Origin of the sequence: Bacillus cereus group sp. BfR-BA-01522 (genome assembly GCF_022662635.1) — a bacterium.
GTDB lineage: Bacteria > Bacillota > Bacilli > Bacillales > Bacillaceae_G > Bacillus_A > Bacillus_A cytotoxicus.
In genome coordinates, this window is sequence record NZ_JAKUDY010000009.1 from 127,913 (window position 1) to 150,308 (window position 22,396).

Genomic DNA, 22,396 nt, shown 5'->3' on the forward strand with positions numbered 1-22,396 from the left:
GGTCTTTTCGAATATAATAAATGGAGGTAGTGAATGATGAAAAGTAAGTTGTTAAAAGGTATTCTTAGCTTTGGAATTGGTTTGACAGCCTTATATAGTTCTTCTGCACAGGCTGAAACATCTAGTGATAGCGATACATTCAAAATAATGACACATAATGTATATATGCTATCAACAAATTTGTATCCAAATTGGGGACAAAAGGAGCGAGCAGACTTAATTGGGGAAGCGAATTATATAAAAAATCAAGATGTTGTTATATTAAATGAAGTATTTGATAATAAAGCTTCAGACAGTCTATTGCAAAATCTAAAGAAAGAGTATCCAAACCAAACAGCGGTATTAGGTCGCGTTAATGGAGATATGTGGGATCAAACGTTAGGTAATTATTCTTCTGTAGCCCCTGAAGATGGAGGAGTTGCAATCGTAAGTAAGTGGCCAATTGTGGAAAAGGTACAATATGTATTTCAGAAAGGATGCGGGCCAGACAATCTATCTAATAAAGGATTTGTCTACACAAAAATTAAGAAAGATGATCGTTTTATTCACGTAATTGGAACGCACCTACAAGCAGAGGATAATCAGTGTGGAAACATTTCACCATCATCGGTGCGCACAAACCAATTAAAAGAAATTCAAGAGTTTATTCAAAAGAAAAATATTCCAAGTGACGAGTATGTAGTCATTGGTGGAGATATGAATGTAAATAAAATAAACAGTAATCATACGTCAGAATATGAATCTATGTTTAAAACATTACATGCAAGTGTACCATCGTATACAGGACATACTGCAACTTGGGATGCAACAACAAATAGTATTGCAAAATACAACTTCCCAGAGGCACCAGCGGAATATTTAGACTACATCGTTACAAGTAAAGATCATGCGACTCCAACATATTTAGAGAATAAAGTATTACAGCCAAAATCTCCTGAATGGTCTGTCACTTCATGGTTTAAAACATATACATATAATGATTATTCAGATCATTATCCAGTAGAGGCAACAATCATTATGAAATAAGTGAAAAAAGTTTCTTCTTTGTGGAAGAAACTTTTTTATTTGGTTTGGTGACAGGAAAATAGAAGTTTCTCTCCAATATGTATAAGACAAATAGAGAAGGGGAGCGAACGATGTGGAAAGAGAGATATTCCAGAAGGTTGCCTTACCATGTGCGTTTCTTGATGAAAGTGCGTTAGAGAGAAATATTGAATCAGTTATTCAATTGAGTGGTGGAAAGAAGATTCGTATTGCAAGTAAATCATTACGTTCTGTTTCTGTCATGAAACGAATATTAGCTTCAGATCATTGTTTTCAAGGGATTATGTGTTTTTCACCTAGGGAAGTATTGTACTTAGTTCAGCAAGGATTCGATGATTTATTGTTAGGATACCCGGTGTATGATGAGCCTTCTTTAACGGAGATTAGTGTAATGACAAAACAAGGATTGGTCATTACATGTATGGTAGATTGCAAGGAACATGTTGTTTATTTAGAGAAAATCGCGGAAAAATCAGGTGGTTGTTTTCGAGTTTGTATTGATATTGATATGAGTAGTCATTTTTATCAGTTTCATTTTGGAGTAAGAAGGTCTCCGGTGAGAAGTGTATCAGAAGCGTTACGAATTGTGAAGCAAGTTATGCAATCTCCTTATTTACAAATGGATGGAGTAATGGGATATGAGGCACAGATTGCTGGTGTTGGAGATCGTGTACCAAAGCAGTGGTTTAAGAATAAAGTGATTTCTTATTTAAAAAGAAAGTCGGCAGTAGAGGTAACAAAAAGAAGACAAAGTATTATAAACGGGATACAAGCACAAGGAATTCAATTGCGGTTTGTAAATGGTGGAGGTACAGGAAGTATAAAAACAACGAGACAAGATCGATCTGTTACGGAAATTACAGTAGGTTCGGCATTTTATGCTCCAAAGCTGTTTGACTATTATAAGGAGATAAGTTTTGAACCAGCTGTTGGTTTTGCGTTACCTATTGTTAGGAAAGCACTTCCTCATATTTATACTTGCTTAGGAGGAGGATACATTGCTTCAGGATCGATGGGAAGAGATAAACAGCCAGAAGTTTGGAGGCCGAAAGGAGCTAAACTACTGTCCTTAGAAGGAGCAGGTGAGGTGCAAACGCCTGTTTTCTATAAAGGAAATGAGCAAATAGAGGTTGGGGATGTTATATTGTTTCGACATAGTAAAGCAGGAGAATTATGTGAGCGTTTTCGTTCCTTGTATCGGATTAAAGAAGGAGAGATTATAGGGGAATATACAACATATCGGGGGGATAGCCAATGCTTTCTATAAAAGAGCAGAAATGGAGAAATTGGACTGGTAATGTGGAAGGAATTCCACAATATACGATGTATCCAAAGAGTGTCCAAGATGTTGTTGAAGTAATTCATATTGCCAAAAAGAAAGAGAAAAAGATTCGTATCGTTGGCTCTGGTCACTCATTTACACCTCTTGTACAAACAGAAGACATTTTAGTTTCTTTAGATGAACTAAAAGGAATTGTAGACGTAGACACGCAAGCGATGGCGGTAGAAGTCTGGGCAGGAACAAAACTATATGATTTAGGACAGTTACTTCAACAGACAGGTTATGCACAAGAGAATTTAGGGGATATAGATTCGCAATCTATTGCTGGGGCTATTAGTACGGGAACACATGGAACGGGTATTACATTTGGGAGTCTATCAACCCAGGTGCTCGAAATTACAGCTGTTCTTCATTCGGGAGAGATTATTGTTTGTTCTGAAAAGGAGAATTCTGATTACTGGAAAGCCTTTCAACTATCACTTGGATTGCTCGGTATTATTGTGAAAATAAAATTGAAAGTTATTCCTGCATATTCACTCGTCTATGAAAGTAGAAAAGAGCCTTTTTCTCTCGTTATGGAAAAGTTAGAAGAATATAAACAAAATCGTCATTTTGAATTTTTTGTTTTTCCGTATTCCAATCATGTTCAAGTAAAGTTTGCGAATGAAACAGAAAGAGAAGCAGGAGATTTAAAATGGCATAAGTTAAAAATTGAATTGCTAGAGAATAAAGTGTTTTCGTTATTATCTAATGGATGCAGACGATTTCCTTCTATAAGTAAAAGAGTAAGTCAACTGTCAGCAAAAGCAGTACCAAACATGAAAATAATTGGACAGAGTTTCCGAGTTTTTGCAACATCTCGAAATGTCCCTTTTTATGAAATGGAGTATAGTATTCCTGCTCAATATATGCGAAATGTAGTAAAGGAGATTTATGAGCTTATTCAAGAAAAAGAGTATCAAGTACATTTTCCTATCGAATGTCGCTATGTAAAAGGAGATGATATATGGTTAAGTCCAGCTTATGAGAGGGACTCAGCTTATATTGCTGTTCATATGTATAAAGGTATGAAATATGCAGATTACTTTGGTGCAGTAGAACAAATCTTTCAAAAGTATGAAGGGCGTCCACATTGGGGGAAAATGCATACAATGACATATGAACAATTACGAGCTATGTATCCGAAGCTGCATTCATTTTTACAGGTGAGACAGTTATTAGATGAAACAGGGCTTTTTTTAAATCCATATATAGAAAAAATATTCTCTATTAAGAAAACAAGGTGATACATGTTTTTATCATTTCAGGCTTAATCCTATTAGGAATCACCACTCTCTCTTACTGTGAATGTGAGGAAGTTAGAACACTCCTATCAATTTCAGGTGATAAGCAAATAGAAGCCCCCCACTTCTAAGCGAGCCGTAGGTGGGGGAGTTTACTTCATGTGTATAACATTAGACTTTGAAGAAAGAATACAGTGTTGAAACTGTTGTTTCCATGTTGCTAAGCCTGTTTTCTTTTTATGAGAAATCCATTCGTGATAATCTTCTTGTGTTTTCCACAATATACGAATCATATACTCATTTCCATAATCTGTACGTTGTATATGATTGAACTCGATGTTAATAAATCCATGAGTACTAGAGAGTGGATAATAGTTTTGAAGTGATTGAATCACTTCGGTTTCATAGCCAAATTTAATATGAATCAGTTTCGTAATAATAAACATAGGCACACCTCTTTATATACATGATAAAAAATTATATAAATGAATAACGATATAAATATTATACTATTCTGAAAATTAAAAGTAAACAAAAGGAAAAAGCATATAAGGGGATAGAAGGGATTTAATTTAGAATAGAACAAGGCTATTCTATTAAATAGAACAGCCTTTTAAATAAGGGATAATCATGGTGAAAAAATTCTTCTATCTATAAAAAGAGAATAGTAAGGACACCGACGATTACACAGTAAAATGAGAAATATTTTAAGTTTCCTTTAGCCATAATGTTCATAAACCATTTTAAAGAAATATATGTCATGATAAATGTTGCAATGAATGCTACAAGATAAGGAATAAATAATGTATTTAAATTAGGATCTTTTGCAATATCTGTAATACTTAGTAATAATCCGCCTAAACTAACCGGAATATATAGTAAGAATGAAAAACGTAAAGCTGTTTCTTGTTTCATGCCAAGTAACATTGCTGCAACAATTGTAGCACCCGAGCGGCTAATACCAGGAACTAACGCACAAGCTTGAGCCAGCCCAACAATAATCGCATCTTTCATTGCAAGGTCTCCATCATTTTTACGTCCACGTAAATTGCGAATAATCCAAAGACCAATGGCTGTAATAATGAGTGAAATTCCAACCATTTTGACCCCTTTTAGGTAATATTCAATATGATCTTTAAATAACACACCAATTACGCCTGCAGGAATTGTGGCAATGATGAGGTAAATAATAAAGAAAAAATCTGATTTTGCCTCTGCTTGTTTTGTGAATAAATAAGAGAAACCATTTTTCGTTAGTCTGATTAGATCATTTCTATAAATGAGTAATACTGCTAATAATGAAGCAGCATTAACAAGCAGCTCAAAACTAAACCCTTCTATTTTTAAACCCAATAAGTGCTGGGCTAGTACAAGATGCCCACTTGAAGAGATTGGGATCGGTTCCGTTAACCCTTGAAATAAACCAAGGAATAAATACTTTAAAATATAATACAATTGTTCCATAACATCCTCCTTATAACGAATAGTTGATATAGACAGCTTTTCTTATTATAGCAAAATAGTGCCAGTAGATTGAAAGAAAAATAAAATTCATTCTTGAATAATAATACAAAGCTCCTACCTTTTGGTAGGAGCTTTGTATTATTATTTTGTTGTTGCAATTTCTTGTATGCTTTTTGATAATTGTGTATCAACTTTTTGGGCATCATCGATATGCTTCATAATCGTCGTATTTAATTTTTCGAACATTTGTTTTGTAGTAGCGAATTCATGTAAAACCTCGTCATTGCAAAGCTTTTGATTTTCAATAGCTTGAATAACATTTGTAGCATCTGTTTGCAATGTTTGGATCATTGTTAAAATAGTTTCAATTCTAGCGTTTGTATCTGCGCTCATTTCGACGCCTTCATCGACTAAATGAAGATTATCTTTCGTATTTTCATATGCTTTCTCAATTTCTTCTTGAATTTTTTTCGTTAAGTTCCCTATGTTTTTTGTGCTTTCAGCTGTACTTTCCGCTAATTTACGTACTTCATTTGCAACGACTGCAAACCCTTTTCCATGTTCACCAGCACGAGCAGCTTCAATGCTTGCGTTTAATGCTAATAAATTTGTTTGAGCAGCGATATTTTGAATCACTTCAACAATTTGTTCAATTTCTTTAGAGCGCTCACTTAAATGATTCATACTATCAGAAGTTCGTTGCGATTGTTCACCTAATTTGTTAATTACAATTAACAAACGATGAACAGATTCTTTTCCTTCGTTAGAACATACGACAATCTTTTCAATAGATTGAATGAGGTCTTGTTCTTTTTGTAACATTTCACTGTTTAATTCATTTGAATTTGTTGTACTTGTAGAAACGTTCTTGAAACTTGCATTTAATTGTTGAATTAAGTCTTGGAGTGTATGATGTTGGCTATTCACATGCTCATGTTCTTTAACAACATTTTGTAAACGCTTATGAATAGAAGAAATGATTTCTTGTTGTTCGATTTCCTTTTGTTGTAATTGAGTTTCTAATTCATGTATGCGATTCTCTAATTGGCTAATTTTCGTTTGCAATGATTTTGTTTGAGTAAACATAGTATTCGCTCCAACCGCCTTTGATTTTTATTTTCTCTATATTTGGATTTTAGCATTTTTAACGCGTTATAAGTATAGTTAATTGTTAAAAATTTAAGAATGTATTACATTATTTTGTAATCCGCGCTCTTTTGTCATGAAAAATAAAATGCATTTAATGAGTTTGTAAACAAACTGTAAAATAAATCATGTATAACTGTATGAGAAGGGAGTCGGATTATGAACTATTTTAAGCGAATCAGTAGCCTTGTATTAGCAGGAATTATTGGCCTTTCTAGTACAGTCGCTGTAAAAGCTGAGTCAAACGACGAGAAATTAAACAACATGCAACAGCAATTGCAGCAGAATAATGATGATATTCAGAAAAAAGAACAAGAGAAGCAAGCTGTTACGAAAGAAATTCAAAGCATTGAGAATGAACTACATACTTTAAATAATACAATTACAAAAAACAAAGAGGATCAAGCTGCTATTCAGCGTAAAATTGATGAAACGCATAAGCAGATTGAACAAAAAAAGAAAGAAATTATCGTTTTAGAAGATAAGGTGCTTGCTCGCAAAGATATTATGAAAAAGCGTATGATTTCTGTACAAAACAGTTCTAATACAAGTTTAGTAGTGGAAGTTGTTGTAGAATCAAAAAACTTTGCTGATTTCTTACAACGTATGACTGCTGTGTCTACAATTTTAGATGCAGATAAAGAAATTTTACGATTACAAGAACAAGATCTTCGTCAAATTGAAGAAGATAAAAAGACAATTGATGAAAAAGAAGCGTCTTTAACTGTAGATAAACAAAAGCTAGCGCAAGCGCAAGCCGAACTACAAGAAAACTTGAAAAAGCGTCAAGAAAATTTACAAAGTGTACAAGAAAAATATAATCAAATCGCAAATCAAATCAATTTAGCTGAACAAGAAAAAGCGAAAATTGAAGCAAATATGAAAACTGTGCAAGAAACGATTGCTCGTGAACAAGAAGCAGCTCGATTAGCAGCAGAAGAGCGAGCGAAAGCAGAGGAAGCTGCCAAGGCTGAACGAGAAGCTTTAGAGAAGGCGAAAGCAGAAATAGCTGCTAAACAAAAACAGGAACAAGCTGCACCTGTAGTAAACAACAATACTTCAAAACCAGAACTGAAACCAACTCCAAAACCTGCTTCAAATGGGAGAGAGATTTATGTAGAAGCTACAGCTTATACAGCAGATCCTTTAGAAAATGGTTATAAGGCAGGAGAGCATGTTAAGTCAGCAATGGGACATGATTTAACTGGAAATCCAAACTTAAAACTAATTGCAGTAGACCCAAGAGTCATTCCATTAGGATCTACTGTGAAGGTTGAGGGGTATGGAATTGCAATTGCTGGAGATACTGGTGGAGCTATTAAAGGACATCGAATTGATGTACTAATGCCAAATAAAGCAGCATCTAGTGCTTGGGGCAGAAGAACTGTTAAAGTTACAATTTTAAATTAAAATCAAATCCAACTTTACATTATGTGAAGTTGGATTTTTTTGTAAATAAATGTTAAGTTGAATTTACATTTTGTAAAGTATAGCATACAATAATGGTAAGGGGTGGTAAAGTTGACCATTTATAATAGAGTAAAGGAGCTAAGAGCTCGTTTTAACTTTACACAAAGTACATTGGCTGAAAAAGTCGGTGTGACAAGACAAACAATTGCAGCAATTGAAAAAGGAGATTATGTTCCTTCATTATTATTAGCGTTAATGATTTGTGATGTTTTTCATCTAAAGATGGAGGATGTTTTTGTTTTAAATAAGGAGGGAGAAGTAGATGAATAAAATCGCTGTTTCGTATATTGTGAATCTATTGTATAGCATAGTATCGTGTTGGGCGTTGGTTGAGTTTTATTATTTTTTTGCAGAGTTTTCGAATATTATAAAATATGACAAATTTTCATTTGAAATATCAATGAACGTCATGCCATTTGTACTATTATTAACTGGAGCTCTTATAGCGTTTGTTTTCTATAAGAGGAAAAAGAAAAAAGTGAAGTCTCTTTCCGTCTGGGTGTATCCGTTATTATTTCCACAGGAAGATGAACGGGAAGAGGGAATGACAGCGAAAGCATGCCGTACTACATTTCTTTCTTTATGGTGTGTATTACCTTTTGCACTTGCATTACTAGTATTCACTCCTTTAGTGAGCCTATATGTTCCTGCATATCCATTGTATATTGTGTATTTTATCTATTTCATTCAAATGACAGTGTTTCACATTTCACTTTATCGAAATAAATTTGCTTAAAGGCGTGTGTATAGCACGTCTTTTATTTTTTACAAAAAATTAATTTATAAAGAGGTAAGGGTTTACAAATGTTTCTTATGATAGAAATTAGATTGAACATGGGGAAGTGAGAAAATGAAAAAAGTATTGTTGTATAGCGGAATCATTGGCATTGCAAGTGTATTATGTCCAGGGAATTATGTGAATGCAGAGTCGGTAGAAAAGAAAATGTTTGTAAATGAAATAGAGGAATTGCCGAAAGGAAGTATATCAAACCCGGCATATCGCGGGAAAGTGGAACAGATGGTGAGGGCTCATAATCAGTGGGGGATGAGGAAACTCCCACTGATTAAAGTTTCACTTTATCATATTCATAAATAAATTCTTATTCCTTTTCACCTCATACTTGTACATATAGTCATCTTATCTTATCATCTTATATAGAAGTAAGACTTTGTAGTGGAAAGGAATTATATATGAATAAGGGGAAAGTATATAGTATATTAGCAATTCTGTTGTTTGTTGTAGGTGGAGTATTAATAGGTAAGCCATTTTATGATGAATATATGGCAGGGAAAAAACAAGAAACGAATGCTCAAGTTGTTCAGAAAATGGAATATCAAAAACAAGAAACAAAATTTGTAGATGCTTCTCAAATTAAGCAGCCCGATTTAGCAGAGGTAGCGAATGCGTCGTTAGATAAAAAACAAGTAATTGGGCGAATTAAGATTCCGAGTATTTCATTGGAACTTCCCGTCTTAAATAGTTCAACTGAGAAAAATTTGTTATCAGGTGCAACAACCGTGAAGGATAAGCAAGAAATGGGAAAAGGAAATTATGCATTAGCTGGGCATAATATGTCTAAAAAGGGTGTTTTGTTTAGTGATGTAGCAACTTTGAAAAAAGGCGATAAAATTTATTTATATGATAATGATAATGAGTATGAGTATGCTGTAACAGGTGTATCAGAAGTAACTCCTGATAAGTGGGAAGTTGTGGAGGATCATGGGAAAGAAGAAATAACACTTATTACTTGTGTATCTATTGCAGATAATTCGAAACGTTATGTTGTTTCAGGTGATTTTGTACAAATGAAGCAAAAGAAATAAAGAAGGTTTACTCGCTTGAGAGTGAACCTTCTTTATTTTTGCCAATATTAAAAAATAATAGAATAAATATATTATGATTACAACATATTAGTATTTTTGTATAATAAAGGTGTATTTTGAGTTTTGGAGGAACAAGAATGAAGAAACAAGTGCGAAAATTATTTTTAACAGCGAGTGTAGCATTATTAGTAGCACCCGCATCTGTTTATGCACATCCAGGAAGAACGGATGCTAACGGTGGACATACGTGCCGGACAAATTGTGAGAAATGGGGATTGCAATACGGAGAATATCATTATCATAACAAACCGGCTTCGAATAATACTACAAATTCTACGACATCTAGTCAAAATAATGGTGCAGCAGAAGCTAAAGCACAACAAAAAGCTGAGGAACAAAGAAAAGCGGAGGAAGAGAGACAGCGTAAAGAGGAAGCGCAACGACAAGCGGAGGAAGAGAGACAACGTAAAGAGGAAGCACAACGACAAGCCGATATAGAAAAGGGTCAAGCAGATGGTCAGAAGAATGGAGAAACAGATTTTCAAGCAGGAAAGAACAATGTAGAAGTACATATAGCTGGAAAATCAGAAGCTTATAAGCAAGCTTTTACACATGCGTATTCTTCAGCGTGGTTATTAGCAGAGCAGAGAAAAGGGCATTTTGAAAAAGGAAAAGAACAAGGATTAGCGCAAGAGACAATGGATGATAGCCAAGTAGCTCCAGAATTTAAAGCAAACTTTGCAGAAGGATTTCAAATAGGAAATAAAGAGCGAACAGAAAAGATTAAAAAGGAACAGGAAGAGATAGGTAAAAAAGATGGGGAAACATTAGCTGAAAAGAATCCTAGAAATAATGAAAAAGAAGAGTATGTAAAAGCATATGAAGCAGCTTATGAAAAATCATATGAAAATACGAAAAAACGAATAGAGAAAGAGGGATATACATATGCATTTGAAAACTATGATTTAAAAGTCCCTTCGAAGTATAAACAAAATGATTTGCAGAAGAAATGGTTTACAGAAGGATTCCATTCGAATAAAAAAGCCAAAAAAATTCGTGAAGAAGGATATAAAAAAGGAGATAGCTGGCTTTCATTTTTCTATAAAAGATTTGTTCCAAGTGAATACAAAGAGCATAAAGAGTTATATAAGCAAGCAATTGAAAAAGGTGAGAGTGCATAAAAAGGTGAGGGAAAGTCCCTCATCTTTTTTATTCCATCCATTTTACTAATTTTTTAGATAGTAACCATAAAACACAACCTAGCACAATTGCGACAGCTCCTATCATGATAAATACTAGAAGTTGTGAAGCTTGCAAGCTGTCCACTTACAATATTAGCAATCCCTGAACTGGCAAGCCAACACACCTATCAGTAAAGAAGCAAGTTTGATTGGAGCTAAGGTGCTTACCATTGATAATCCAACAGGTGATAAGAATAGTTCACCTAATGTATGGAAAAGATACGTAAAAACAATAAAGAGTAAGTGTGCTTTTTCCGCCACATTAGATTCATCGCTACTTGTTTTTAATGTCAAGATTACAAGAACCATATAACCGATTCCAAGCAAAATCATACTAACACCCATTTTTGTTGAGATTTTTAAATCACCGTGTTTTGTAGTTGCAACCTTTGCCCATAGTGCGGAAATAGCTGGAGCAAGTAAAATAATAAATAAAGGATTGACCGATTGAAACTAAGATGTTGGAATTTCCCATCCAAATACGGAGCAATCAATAAATTTATCCCGCTATTTTAGGGCAGTAAGACTCCCACCTCAAGATTCAGAAAGAAGCAAGGAAGATAGGTGGGAGGAGGGCTGCCCGTAACAGCCCGGTTGGTGAGGGCTCATAATCAGTGGGGGATGGAAGAAAACCCCCACTGATTAAAGTTCCATTTTATTTGTATATAGTGTCAAGGAGCTTCCTGCTTGTTCAAATCCTGCCCAGAACAAGACAACGAAGCAAGTTAAAATAATGATTACCGCTATATGTTGTTTTTTCTCAAGTTGTATCGCTGATTCCATATAAGGTTCCTCTGAAACAAACCAAAATTAAATATTTTTCTTTATTAAGTATTAAAAGTCGATAAAGTTTGATTTTTTTGAAGAAATCGGAAAACATAACAAGTGTAGAATGAGAAATTCTTTTGTGATAGACTATGGACTATGTTTGCTTTATATGGAATTTAGAAGGAGAAAATGAGAGTGTTACAGAAAAAAGAGATTTTACTTATTAGCTTAATGCTATTCTCCATGTTCTTTGGTGCTGGAAATCTTATATTCCCTCCCTTTTTAGGATATGAGGCAGGAGAGTATGTGTGGATTTCGTTGATAGGTTTTATCATATCAGCGACAGGACTTCCGATATTAGGTGTTGTGGCAGTTGCGAAGGCAGGAAGTTTTCAAGCATTAGGAGAACGGGTGCATCGTTCATTTGCTATTGTTTTTCCTTGTTTAGTGTATGTATTTATCGGTCCAGGACTTGGAATACCACGAGCAGGGAGTTTAGCGTTTGAAATGGGATTCGGATCATTCTTTCCGGAGCCTGGAAAATTAGTCTTGTTAGTTTACACGGTCGTTTTCTTTAGTATTGTGTATTGGCTTAGCTTATCGCCATCAAGACTAATGGACCTATTTGGGAAAGTGTTGACGCCTTTATTATTATGTATGATTGCTCTTATTTTTATAAAAAGCATGATTACGCCTGTAGGAGCTTTGGAAGCGCCGCTTGGAAATTATGGACAAGCACCTATGTTTCAAGGATTTTTAGATGGCTATTTAACAATGGATGCATTGGCTGCCTTAATCTTTGGTATTGTAGTTGCGAATGCTGTACAGGAAAAGGGGATAAAATCCGATAAAAGCTTAGCGAAATATATGAGTATAGCGGGCGTTGGTGCCGGGCTTTTATTGTCTATTATTTATATTATCCTTGGATATGTCGGTTCAATTAGTGGTTCATTAGGACAGTTTGAGAATGGTGCGAAAGTACTAGCAGGAGTGATGACTCTGTTATTTGGACAAAGTGGTGTTGTTCTGCTAGGAATTATCTTTACGATTGCATGCCTCTGTGTTTCCGTAGGTCTTGTGACATCGTGTAGTCAATTTTTTACAAGTGTATTCCCCAAAATACCTTATAGAGTTTGGGGATTTATACTAAGCTTTATAAGCATGTTTCTGGCTAATTTGGGATTGACAGAGATTTTAAAGGTATCGGTTCCAATCCTTGGATTCATATATCCAGTTGCTTTAACGTTAATCATATTAGGACTGTTTCATAAAAAGATTAGCCGATATGTATATATATATCCTATAACAATCGGGAGCGTAGCGCTATTTAGCGCAATAGATATTGTAAATCGGAATGTATTCATGGATAGATGGACACCGCTACTTAAACATATTCCTTTTTATACAGAAGGAGTCGGTTGGCTAGTTCCGGCTATTGTAAGTGCGTGTCTTGGAATTGTTATAAGTGTTTTAGTTAACAAAAAGGATTAAAAAGGTGCTTTCCATAACGGAAAACACCTTTTTATTTAGTTTGCATGAATTGTAACAGGCTCGCTATATTTAGCTATAGAATTTTGACGTAGGCGCAATGTTGCTTGACCAATTGTATTCGGTGAAATTTGTACATTTACTACTTTCTCAGCTGAACCTTGGCTATTTGTCGTGAAGGAAAAGGCATTACTATATCCATAAGTAGATGGCCATGTTCCGTTTGAGTTTTGTACTTTTGCAACTTGTGTACCGCCAGCTATGAAAATTCCTAGCGAATAATTGTTGTACGTTGTGTTAGGTAATAAATTATTGACTTGAATTTTTATTTGAAACACTTCATTATTTGGTAGAACGCTAGGATGAGTAACTACATAATTATGAACGGGTGTCGCTATTGAACCTTTATATCCGTATGAACCAGGTTTAAAAGTATCCGTATTGAACCATTGATAACCTTGAGTTGGAGCGCTCCAAGGTTCTGGTTGTGGTTCAGTTGATAAGCTTGGCTGCTCGAATGTTTGTAAAGGTGTTGGTTCATCTAATTGTAATCCACTTATTTGGTCTAAGCTTGTGTATGTCTCCTGATGGGATAACCAATTTACGATATTTTCTAACAAAATTGCATCGTTTTGTTCTTTATAGCCATCATACGTTTTCTTCGGTTGTCCCGTATCTTCACGAACGTATTTTGGCGTTGCATCTTCGACTGGGGATGAGTCACCGATAAAGGCTGCTTTCCCGAGCCCTACTTTAGCGATTGCAACATATGGACCTTCCGCAATACCACCGCCATTATAAACACCACTATCCACTGCATGATTCCATTTTGGTGGATTCTCTGGAAGATATACAATTCCTTTTGCTAATTTAGGATTTGTAATAGCAAGTGTAGAGCCCGCATGCATAGCTACAGATGAAACACCTGCTGTAATACCAAATGATTGATTAGGGGATACGATATTTGTAGCAGTAATATCTCCTAATGCATTGTAGCGAAAGCGAATACCAAAGTTTTGTGATAACCAATCAGAACTTTCTACTCCTTGCATTGCTAAGGAAGTTTCTTCTTCAGTGGACATTCCTTTTGCAGCATTTTCCCATGCACCTCGTCTATACCCATTAAAAACTTCCGAAGAATCCCAACGATTTTTATTGCGGTCTGCATTATAATGATCCGCTATAAAGAAAATACTTCCACCATTTTTAACATATTGTAGCATAGCGTCTTGCTCTGACTTTTTGTAAGGAATATTTGCTTCAGGAACGATAAATACATTGTAATCTTTTAGAGTTTCATATGTAATCGGGTTCGATTGGCGAAGTTCTTTTACAAAATATCCATTATTAGCAATACCATTTCCAAAATCAGAAAAACCACCATCGATAACCCAATCAGCTGTTCCGGCCGTTTGACCGTGAGTGTTATCAAATAATACTTTTTTTCCGTTATTTTGATTGATAACCTTTGCTGTAATTTCAGGTGCAGGATCTGTGGAGCTTTCAGCAAAAGCAGATGGAAGATAAGCGCTTCCAGTAGTGAGTGTAATCGTTACTGCTAGTGATAATATAAGCCGTTTTTTGTTCTTCATAGAAGAATCCCCCTAATAAAAAAATAAATTGCTTTAATAATGTAATAGATTTTTTTGCAAAAAGAAAGATGAAAAATAAAAAATATATGAAAAAGACGTAAAAATAGCACAAATTTTGTTGAAAAAGTATAACGTGAAACTTTAATCAGCGGGGGTTTTCTTCATCCCCTACTGATTATGAGCCCTCACCAATCGGGCTGTTACGGGCAGCCCTACTCCCACCTATCTTCCTTGTTTCTCTCTGAGTCTTGAGGTGGGAGTCTTACTACCCCTAAAATAGCGGGATAAAAATATCCCCTCTAATGAAGAGGGGATCAATACTTAACTAATTTTTGAGCTTGGTACATCGTCTATTTTATGGAATCCTTTTATATAATACACAATTGCGAGTGCAATTAACCAAATGGGACCAACAATTAATGCGACCCTTGTATCTTCTGAATATGCCATGATGCCTAATACAAGGATAAGAAAAGCGAGTGAAAAATAAGAACTGAGTGGATATAAAGGCATTTTGTATGTTAATTTTTGTTTTGTTTGCACGGTTAATCCTTTACGGAAACGAATTTGTGCAATAAGTATAATCCCCCATGTCCAAATTGCTCCAAATGTTGAGATACTTGTAAGCCATGTAAATACTTTAGCAGGAACAAGATAATTTAAAATAACACCAACGAGAAGAACGAAAGCAGTTGCTAAAATACCGTTCCTTGGAATCCCATTTTTATTTAGGTGTCCAAATCTTTTCGGAGCTTTTTTCTGCTCTGCTAACGTAAATAACATACGGCCTGTACTAAATAATCCGCCATTACAAGAAGAAAGTGCAGCTGTTAAAACAACAAAATTAATAATCCCAGCTGCTTTTGCTATTCCAATTTGTTGGAATGTTAATACAAATGGACTTCCTTTGTCTCCTAATTCATTCCATGGATAAATTGCCATCATAACAAACAAAGCACCGACGTAAAAGAGCAATATCCGCCAAAATACATTATCAATTGCTTTAGCAAGTGTTTTTTTCGGATTCTGTGCTTCACCTGCTGTAACACCAATTAGTTCTACCCCTAAATAAGCGAATAAAACCATTTGTAAGGAAAGGAGTAAGCCAGAGAAACCATTTGGAAACCATCCGCCATGTGACCAAAGATTTGAAATACCAGTAGCAATCCCATCATTTCCAAAGCCAAATAGAATAATACCAACCCCGACAACGATCATACAGATTATTGTGACAATTTTGATTAAAGCAAACCAAAATTCAAGTTCTCCAAATACTTTTACAGATAGAAAGTTGAAAGCGCTCATTAATAAGAGAGCAAGTAGCGCCCAAATCCAGCGCGGGATATCTGGGAACCAATACTGCATATATATTCCGGCTGCTGTAATTTCGGCCATACATGTAACGACCCATAAAAACCAGTAATTCCAACCCGTTATATAGCCAGCAAGTGGTCCTAAATAATCATATGCATATTTACTAAAAGAACCAGCGACAGGTTGTTCAATTGCCATTTCTCCAAGGGCACGCATAATGAAAAAGATTACGAGCCCAGCAATCATATAGGCTAGTAAAATAGAAGGGCCAGCTAGTTTAATAGCAGAAGCCGATCCTAAAAATAATCCAACTCCAATCGCAGATCCGAGTGACATTAAAGTAATGTGCCGCTGTTTTAAACCGCGATTTAAATGACTCGATTTGTTTGAGTGTTGCATAAGAAGCCTCCTTGTAGGATGAAAAATACATTGTATATGTTTGACTATTTTAAATTATAAAACATTTTATTCTGTTGTGCTACAAGAATGGTTAATTATATCTGTACTATATATTGATTTATTCTCTAACATGTAAGTTACGGTGGTGAATGGTTGTCATCAATAGACATCATAAGAAAGCAACTTATACGTCCATGTATTTCGCTGTTTATAGAAAGGAGAGGAATAGAGCTTTAAATCAGTAGTCGATGATACTGATTCAAGTTTCAGCTTATAAAATTGTATACATAAGTATATGAGGGCCAATCGGATGGATATGAAAGATTTCACCATATTCATAGAATCCTAAATGTTTATAGTAATTTGTAACTGTGATTCGTGCATTACACCAAAGCATATGTGCTTGGCGCTCTTGTAAGATCACTTTGGCTTGTTGGATTAATGAGCTACCAGCATGTTGCTTTCGGAAGTTGGTGAGTGTAGCCATGCCTCTTAAACGATAATGAAGTCTTCCAGATAGATAGGGAGAGGATTCTTTAGAAAAAGAGGCAATGCTAATCAATTTATCGTGTAGAAATGCGCCTAGATGAAAGGAGGATGATTCGTAATCAGAAGGATATTTACAATCTTCTATCGTTTGCTTTGGACGTAAAATTTTTTGCCGTAATTCATAAGTCTCGGATGCATCAATATGTTTCACAATTATCATAGGATTCTCCTTTCTTATAGTCCTTTTTCAATAAGTTGTAAAAAGAAATAGGCTGGGGCAATACAAAGCCCTATTATACTGCTTGCACCAAGAAGAAGTGAACATGTGAGACAAGTATATTTTATTCCAGTTGATTTTTTCCATCCGTAACTACAAATCTCAATACTAATGCCAATGAGAATAATGGCAACAAGTACTTCTGCTAATAATAAAAGAGCTAAAGTTGAAATAGACATCGTGTAATTCATCTCCGTATTATTGTTGGTAGTAATATTTTACCATTAAAAAATAAGAACTGTAAGAAAAAATAAAAATTGTGTAAGAAGAGTAAAAAGAACTTGGAATAAAAAAGAACTTGGAATAAAAAAGTCCCCTTAAAAGAGAGAAGGGGACTTTTGCCTATTCGAGTATACTTTTTAGTGTATCAATATGCTCTTTAGAACCAGTAACAAGTAGTGTATCACCATGCTGTAGTTTCGTATCACCATGTGGTATTAATGCTTTCTTTCCACGATAAATTTGAATAATCAGCACATCTCCTAAGAATGGTAAACGACGAAGTGGTAAACCGTTATATTTATTACTGCGTAATTCAACTTCACGAACTGTTTCATTTGATGTTGTAATTAAATGAACGAGACTTGGTTTATCAATAAGTGCTCGTAGTAAAATTCGTGTCGAGTTAATCGTTGAGAATACGGCAATATGTTCTTGTGTCGCTTTTTCTTGGAGGAGCGGGTCTTCTACACTTGCAATGACATGTTCAACGCCTAATTCTTTTGCATGTTCTGCCAGCAATAAGTTTTGTTCGTCATCACTTGTTGCAACAACAACGCGATCAGCATCAAATGCTTTCTTTTCTTCTAATGATTCTATAGAGATTGTATCTAACTTTACAATTGGGAAGTCATGTGACTGAGATTCCTCTGTGTTTAGTTTATTTTGACGCATCATATAAAGGGTTACATCATAGCCTTCACGCTTCAAATCAAGCGATAGTGGCAATGTAATTCGACTTGCACCAATAATAGAAACTTTAGGTTTTGGCGTTTCCACTTTTGGGAACATCTTTTTAAATAATACAGGTGCAAAAATACATGTAATGACTGCACTTAAAATAAGCGCAGCAGACAGGCTTGGACTAATAATCTTCAATTTTTCACCAATTTGCGCTGCTGCGATAACTAATGACAGCGTAGATGTTAATAAAATCGCACTTCCTAATACAATGTTGCGTGGATACCATTTTCGCAAGATAAGCGATGGTAGCAGTTTTGAAATAAGGAGACCGATAATTAAAATTGGAATCATTAACATACTAGAAGGTTCTTTAAAAATAGACCATACTTCTAGATTAACACCAACCATAACGAAGAAAATAGGGATGAAGAATCCATATCCGATAGAATCCAGTTTTTCGACCATTTCTTCATTTGGCGATAGTAAGGATACGAGAACCCCAGCTAAAAACGCTCCTAAAATATTTTCTGCACCGACAGATTCAGATAATCCAACTAATATTAAGATGAGTGCAAAAACAGCACGTGTGTCAATTTGTACACTACCCGCCTTTAAGCTTTCTAAGTATGGAATATTTTTAAAGCGTCTTGCAACGAAATAAATGACAATGCCCGCTCCAAATAAAACGAGAAGGAGCCACATACTTTGGCCGCTTTCAGAGTTTAATCCAACGAATACAGCAAGCAAAATCATTGTGACTAAGTCAGCGATAACAGCGACTAATAAAATAATTTGGCCAATTGCTGTTTTACCTAAATTGTTTTCTTTTAAAGTTGGCACAACGACACCTAAGGAAATCGTTGAAATAATTAACGTCATAAAGAGTGCACTATCTACAAATCCAAGCCATACGAACATGAGCGATAAGCCATAGGACAAAATGAAGATGAACAAGAAGATAGTACTTGCTACTTGGAACGTATTTGGTTCGTTTGTTTTATTCTTTTTTTCTTTTTGTTTAAAAATTGAAAAGTCAATTTCTAAACCGCTTAAAAACATTAAGAAAATAAATCCTAGTGTTGATAAGACCTCTAGCCACATATCTGGCTCGATAACGTTAAATCCACTTTTTCCTACAAAAATCCCTGCAATAATTTCTGCAACGACAACAGGAATTGCTTTTAATTTAAAGCGTTGCAGCAAAAGGGGAATGAAAAACGCGATTGCGACGACAATCATGAGTGATAGGACTGAAGAATGTTGTTCCATTGCGTTCTCTCCCTTCAAATAATATAGTACTTATTTAGCCATATTATAAGAAGAAAAGCAATGCGTATGAACTCGATTTCATAAAGAAAGAGTTTTCTTAACATTTGTCATAATAAGTATACTTTAGATGATTATGTTGTAATTTCCGTAATATGGATGAAAAGGGAGAGTGAAACTTTAACTAAGAGGGATGCGTTCTTTGCTAATTAACAGCCGGATTAGTGAGGGGAAATAGCGGAATAAAAAAGTCTGCTAGGATATTGTCCAGCAGACTTTTGAAAATTACATAGAGAAGAAAATCCAAACTGTACCAGCAACCGTTACTACAGCGATGAAAAAGCTGAATAACATTGCGATTGTTTGTGCGATACCTTCTCCTTCTTTCATGTGCATAAACATAACTAATTGTAATGCTGCTTGTGCCACTGCCATTGCAATGATGCTTGTTAAGACTGTTGAAAGTGGCAAACTAGTATATAACGCTACGTATAAAGCAAGGAACGTTAATGCAAGTGATAAAATAAATCCGAAAACGTGTGACCACGGAAACCCGCTATGAGCTTGATTGTTTTGTCCCATTATTACGCCACCATCCCGTTCAAGTAAACTAGTGTGTAAATGAAGATCCAAACAACATCAAGGAAATGCCAGTATAAGCTGATAATAAATACTTTACGAGCTGTAATTGGTGTTAATCCTCGTTTTAAAATTTGGATAATAACACAGATTGCCCAGATGATACCAGCTGTTACGTGAGCACCATGCGTTCCAAGAAGGACGAAGAATCCAGATAGGAATCCACTTGTTTGGATTGTTGCGCCTTCTGCAGCGTAAGTCATAAACTCTTCAATTTCAAAGAAAAGGAAGCCTGCACCTAAAAGTAATGTAAAGATAAACCATCCTAACATTGCATTTTTGTTGTGCCTACGCATCTCATGAATTGCGATACCACAAGTAAAACTACTTGTTAAAAGTAAGAGTGTTTGAATTAAAAGGGTTTTTAGTTCAAACAGCTGAGCCGGTGTAGGGCCATCTGCCGTACGACCAGCAAGTACTAGATAAGAGGCGAAAAGTGTTGCGAACAGCACGATCTCAGCCCCTAGGAAAATCCAGAACCCTAGAATGTTCAATCTACTTTGTTCCAATTGATATTCTAAAGGTAAGCTTTTATCTAAAGCCGCCATTTCGTTTCACCTCTCATGCAACATGTTCTGTCTTTTTAATTTCATCTACGCTAATGTAATATCCTTCGTCATAATCGAATGAGCGCCAGATCATACAAGCCACCATACCAATACCACCGACAATTGCTAACCAGAACCAGCTAAATACTAAAGCAAAACCTGCAAGACCGATAAAAGAAGACATAATGATTGGAACACCTGAATTGCTTGGCATGTGAATTGGTTTCAATTCTTCAGCCTTCGGTGTAATAGACTCACCATTTTTCTTCATTTCCCAAAATACATCGCTATGCTTAATTTCTGGTAATTTTGCAAAGTTGTAAGGTTGTACTGGAGATTGTGTTGCCCACTCAAGCGTACGACCATCCCAAGGGTCTCCAGTTACATCGCGTTCGCCATGGCGAATGCTGTAAATTACGTTGTAAGCTAATAGGATGAAGCCAATACCCATCATTACTGCACCGACAGATGCGATTTGGTTTAGCCATCCCCAGCCAAGATCAGCTGAGTACGTGTACATACGACGAGTCATACCATCTAAACCTAGGAAGTACATTGGGAAGAAACAGATATTAAATCCGATCATAAAGATCCAGAATGTCCATTTACCAATGCGCTCATTTAGCATGTGACCAGTCATTTTTGGATACCAGAATGTAAATCCGGCAAGCATTGCAAATACTGTACCTGCAATTAATACGTAATGGAAGTGAGCGATTAGGAAGTAGCTGTTATGGTATTGATAGTCAGCTGCTGCCATCGCAAGCATAACCCCTGTAACTCCACCGATTACGAAGTTTGGAATAAATGCCAATGACCAAAGCATTGGAACTGTAAAACGAATACGACCTTTATACAGTGTAAACAACCAGTTAAAGATTTTAACACCGGTTGGAATCGAAATCGCCATAGTCGAAATCGAGAAGAATGAGTTAACTGCTGGACCAGCACCCATTGTAAAGAAGTGGTGAAGCCATACAAGACCACTTAAGATTGCAATTGCAACCATTGAATATACCATTGCACTGTAACCGAATAAACGTTTACGAGCGAATGTACTTACAATCTCAGAGAAAATACCAAATGCTGGTAAAATAACGATATATACTTCAGGGTGACCCCATACCCAGAAAAGGTTAGCCCAAAGCATTGGCATACCGCCGCTCGCCATCGTAAAGAAGTGAGCATCGAATAGACGGTCAAATGTCATTAATGCAAGAGCAACTGTTAATACTGGGAAAGCAAATAGAATAATAACAGTTGTAACTAAAATAGACCATGTGAACATTGGCATTTGCATTAACTTCATGCCAGGTGCACGCATTTTTAAGATTGTAACAAGGAAGTTAACTGCTGTCATCAGCGTACCGAGACCTGAAATCTGTAATGCAATTGCGTAGTAGTTATTTCCTACGCCAGGAGAGAATTCTGTACCCGCCATTGGGAAGTACATTGTCCATCCAGCATCTGGAGAACCTCCGATAACAAAGGCGATGTTGAATAACATAGCACCGATAAAGAATAACCAAAAACTTAATGCATTCAAGAATGGAAATGCAACGTCACGAGCACCAATTTGTAATGGTACAACAACGTTCATTAATCCCATAACGAATGGCATTGCCATAAAGATAATCATAACTGTACCATGCGTTGTAAAGATACCGTTATAGTGTTCAGCGTTTAAATATGTTGTATCAGGGAATGTTAATTGTGCACGGATCATTAGACCATCCATACCACCGCGGAATAACATTAAAATTGCTGAGATAATATACATTATACCAATTTTCTTATGGTCAACAGTTGTTAACCATTCGTCCCAAAGCCATCTCCATTTTTTGTACTTTGTCAGTACGAAAAGGATTGCTAATGTCACAAGAACAATAGATGCGTCAGCTCCGTAAATAATCGGATCACCTGTGACAAAAAATTCATCAAGCTTCACTGTGTTCACTC

21 protein-coding genes and 2 pseudogenes are annotated in these 22,396 nt (G+C 35.6%); 10 read left to right on the forward strand and 13 right to left on the reverse strand.

The window, feature by feature from the left end:
- Window positions 1-36 precede the first annotated feature (36 nt).
- The 3 genes from sph to MR059_RS14505 all read left to right on the forward strand — a co-directional run bounded on the left by sph (window position 37) and on the right by MR059_RS14505 (window position 3,612).
- Complete coding sequence (gene sph / locus MR059_RS14495; protein ID WP_041810223.1) at window positions 37-1,026, forward strand: sphingomyelin phosphodiesterase; 990 nt, start codon at window positions 37-39, stop codon at window positions 1,024-1,026.
- Window positions 1,027-1,138: 112 nt separating this feature from the next.
- A complete protein-coding gene (locus MR059_RS14500) occupies window positions 1,139-2,311 on the forward strand; it encodes an amino acid deaminase/aldolase (protein WP_011983674.1) in 1,173 nt (390 codons plus the stop codon).
- Entirely contained in the window at window positions 2,299-3,612 is a 1,314-nt protein-coding gene (locus MR059_RS14505; RefSeq protein WP_011983675.1) for a D-arabinono-1,4-lactone oxidase, read from the forward strand. Before MR059_RS14500 ends, MR059_RS14505 begins: the two co-directional genes overlap by 13 nt.
- 149 nt (window positions 3,613-3,761) lie before the next feature.
- Here MR059_RS14505 and MR059_RS14510 read toward each other — a convergent pair whose 3' ends face one another.
- From MR059_RS14510 to MR059_RS22305, 3 genes and pseudogenes are all read right to left on the reverse strand, one after another.
- Complete coding sequence (locus MR059_RS14510) at window positions 3,762-4,055, reverse strand: antibiotic biosynthesis monooxygenase family protein (protein ID WP_011983676.1); 294 nt, start codon at window positions 4,053-4,055, stop codon at window positions 3,762-3,764.
- Window positions 4,056-4,260: 205 nt separating this feature from the next.
- A complete protein-coding gene (locus MR059_RS14515; RefSeq protein WP_011983677.1) occupies window positions 4,261-5,073 on the reverse strand; it encodes an undecaprenyl-diphosphate phosphatase in 813 nt (270 codons plus the stop codon).
- A gap of 141 nt (window positions 5,074-5,214) precedes the next feature.
- A pseudogene (locus tag MR059_RS22305) lies at window positions 5,215-5,718 on the reverse strand (methyl-accepting chemotaxis protein); the annotation flags it as partial.
- A 660-nt stretch (window positions 5,719-6,378) separates the two neighbouring features.
- On the opposite strand from MR059_RS22305, the gene MR059_RS14525 reads away from it, so the two are divergent.
- From MR059_RS14525 to MR059_RS14550, 6 genes are all read left to right on the forward strand, one after another.
- A complete protein-coding gene (locus MR059_RS14525; protein ID WP_011983679.1) occupies window positions 6,379-7,629 on the forward strand; it encodes a 3D domain-containing protein in 1,251 nt (416 codons plus the stop codon).
- A gap of 111 nt (window positions 7,630-7,740) precedes the next feature.
- Window positions 7,741-7,959: a helix-turn-helix transcriptional regulator gene (locus MR059_RS14530; protein WP_011983680.1), complete on the forward strand. Its 219-nt coding sequence runs from the start codon at window positions 7,741-7,743 to the stop codon at window positions 7,957-7,959.
- Complete coding sequence (locus MR059_RS14535; RefSeq protein WP_011983681.1) at window positions 7,952-8,425, forward strand: hypothetical protein; 474 nt, start codon at window positions 7,952-7,954, stop codon at window positions 8,423-8,425. Before MR059_RS14530 ends, MR059_RS14535 begins: the two co-directional genes overlap by 8 nt.
- A 114-nt stretch (window positions 8,426-8,539) precedes the next feature.
- Window positions 8,540-8,785: a hypothetical protein gene (locus MR059_RS14540; protein WP_011983682.1), complete on the forward strand. Its 246-nt coding sequence runs from the start codon at window positions 8,540-8,542 to the stop codon at window positions 8,783-8,785.
- A 95-nt stretch (window positions 8,786-8,880) separates the two neighbouring features.
- Window positions 8,881-9,513: a class A sortase gene (locus tag MR059_RS14545; protein ID WP_011983683.1), complete on the forward strand. Its 633-nt coding sequence runs from the start codon at window positions 8,881-8,883 to the stop codon at window positions 9,511-9,513.
- Window positions 9,514-9,650: 137 nt separating this feature from the next.
- Window positions 9,651-10,694: a YHYH domain-containing protein gene (locus MR059_RS14550; RefSeq protein WP_011983684.1), complete on the forward strand. Its 1,044-nt coding sequence runs from the start codon at window positions 9,651-9,653 to the stop codon at window positions 10,692-10,694.
- A gap of 28 nt (window positions 10,695-10,722) precedes the next feature.
- On the opposite strand, the pseudogene MR059_RS14555 reads toward MR059_RS14550, so the two are convergent.
- Both MR059_RS14555 and MR059_RS14560 read right to left on the reverse strand, forming a co-directional pair.
- Window positions 10,723-11,255: pseudogene (locus MR059_RS14555) on the reverse strand (POT-type proton-dependent oligopeptide transporter); the annotation flags it as partial.
- Window positions 11,256-11,396: 141 nt separating this feature from the next.
- Window positions 11,397-11,537: a peptide symporter family protein gene (locus tag MR059_RS14560; protein WP_011983685.1), complete on the reverse strand. Its 141-nt coding sequence runs from the start codon at window positions 11,535-11,537 to the stop codon at window positions 11,397-11,399.
- 174 nt (window positions 11,538-11,711) lie between these two features.
- On the opposite strand from MR059_RS14560, the gene brnQ1 reads away from it, so the two are divergent.
- Window positions 11,712-13,013 (forward strand): branched-chain amino acid transport system II carrier protein BrnQ1, encoded by a 1,302-nt coding sequence (brnQ1, locus tag MR059_RS14565; protein ID WP_041809448.1) that lies wholly within the window; start codon window positions 11,712-11,714, stop codon window positions 13,011-13,013.
- A gap of 35 nt (window positions 13,014-13,048) precedes the next feature.
- On the opposite strand, the gene MR059_RS14570 is transcribed toward brnQ1, so the two are convergent.
- From MR059_RS14570 to qoxB, 8 genes are all read right to left on the reverse strand, one after another.
- The gene (locus MR059_RS14570) at window positions 13,049-14,602 is read right to left on the reverse strand and encodes a DNA-binding protein (protein ID WP_011983687.1); all 1,554 of its coding nucleotides are present in this window, start codon (window positions 14,600-14,602) and stop codon (window positions 13,049-13,051) included.
- A gap of 321 nt (window positions 14,603-14,923) precedes the next feature.
- Entirely contained in the window at window positions 14,924-16,315 is a 1,392-nt protein-coding gene (locus tag MR059_RS14575; RefSeq protein WP_011983688.1) for an amino acid permease, read from the reverse strand.
- Between the two features lie 271 nt (window positions 16,316-16,586).
- Window positions 16,587-17,024 (reverse strand): GNAT family N-acetyltransferase, encoded by a 438-nt coding sequence (locus tag MR059_RS14580; RefSeq protein ID WP_011983689.1) that lies wholly within the window; start codon window positions 17,022-17,024, stop codon window positions 16,587-16,589.
- Between the two features lie 14 nt (window positions 17,025-17,038).
- Window positions 17,039-17,260 (reverse strand): DUF4022 family protein, encoded by a 222-nt coding sequence (locus tag MR059_RS14585; protein ID WP_011983690.1) that lies wholly within the window; start codon window positions 17,258-17,260, stop codon window positions 17,039-17,041.
- A gap of 163 nt (window positions 17,261-17,423) precedes the next feature.
- Window positions 17,424-19,253 carry a monovalent cation:proton antiporter family protein gene (locus tag MR059_RS14590; RefSeq protein ID WP_087094484.1) on the reverse strand — a complete coding sequence of 610 codons (1,830 nt, stop codon included), beginning with the start codon at window positions 19,251-19,253 and terminating at the stop codon, window positions 17,424-17,426.
- Between the two features lie 282 nt (window positions 19,254-19,535).
- Entirely contained in the window at window positions 19,536-19,832 is a 297-nt protein-coding gene (gene qoxD, locus MR059_RS14595) for a cytochrome aa3 quinol oxidase subunit IV (RefSeq protein WP_011983692.1), read from the reverse strand.
- Between the two features lie 2 nt (window positions 19,833-19,834).
- Entirely contained in the window at window positions 19,835-20,437 is a 603-nt protein-coding gene (qoxC, locus tag MR059_RS14600) for a cytochrome aa3 quinol oxidase subunit III (protein ID WP_011983693.1), read from the reverse strand.
- 13 nt (window positions 20,438-20,450) lie between these two features.
- Window positions 20,451-22,385: a cytochrome aa3 quinol oxidase subunit I gene (gene qoxB / locus MR059_RS14605; protein WP_011983694.1), complete on the reverse strand. Its 1,935-nt coding sequence runs from the start codon at window positions 22,383-22,385 to the stop codon at window positions 20,451-20,453.
- Window positions 22,386-22,396 lie beyond the last annotated feature (11 nt).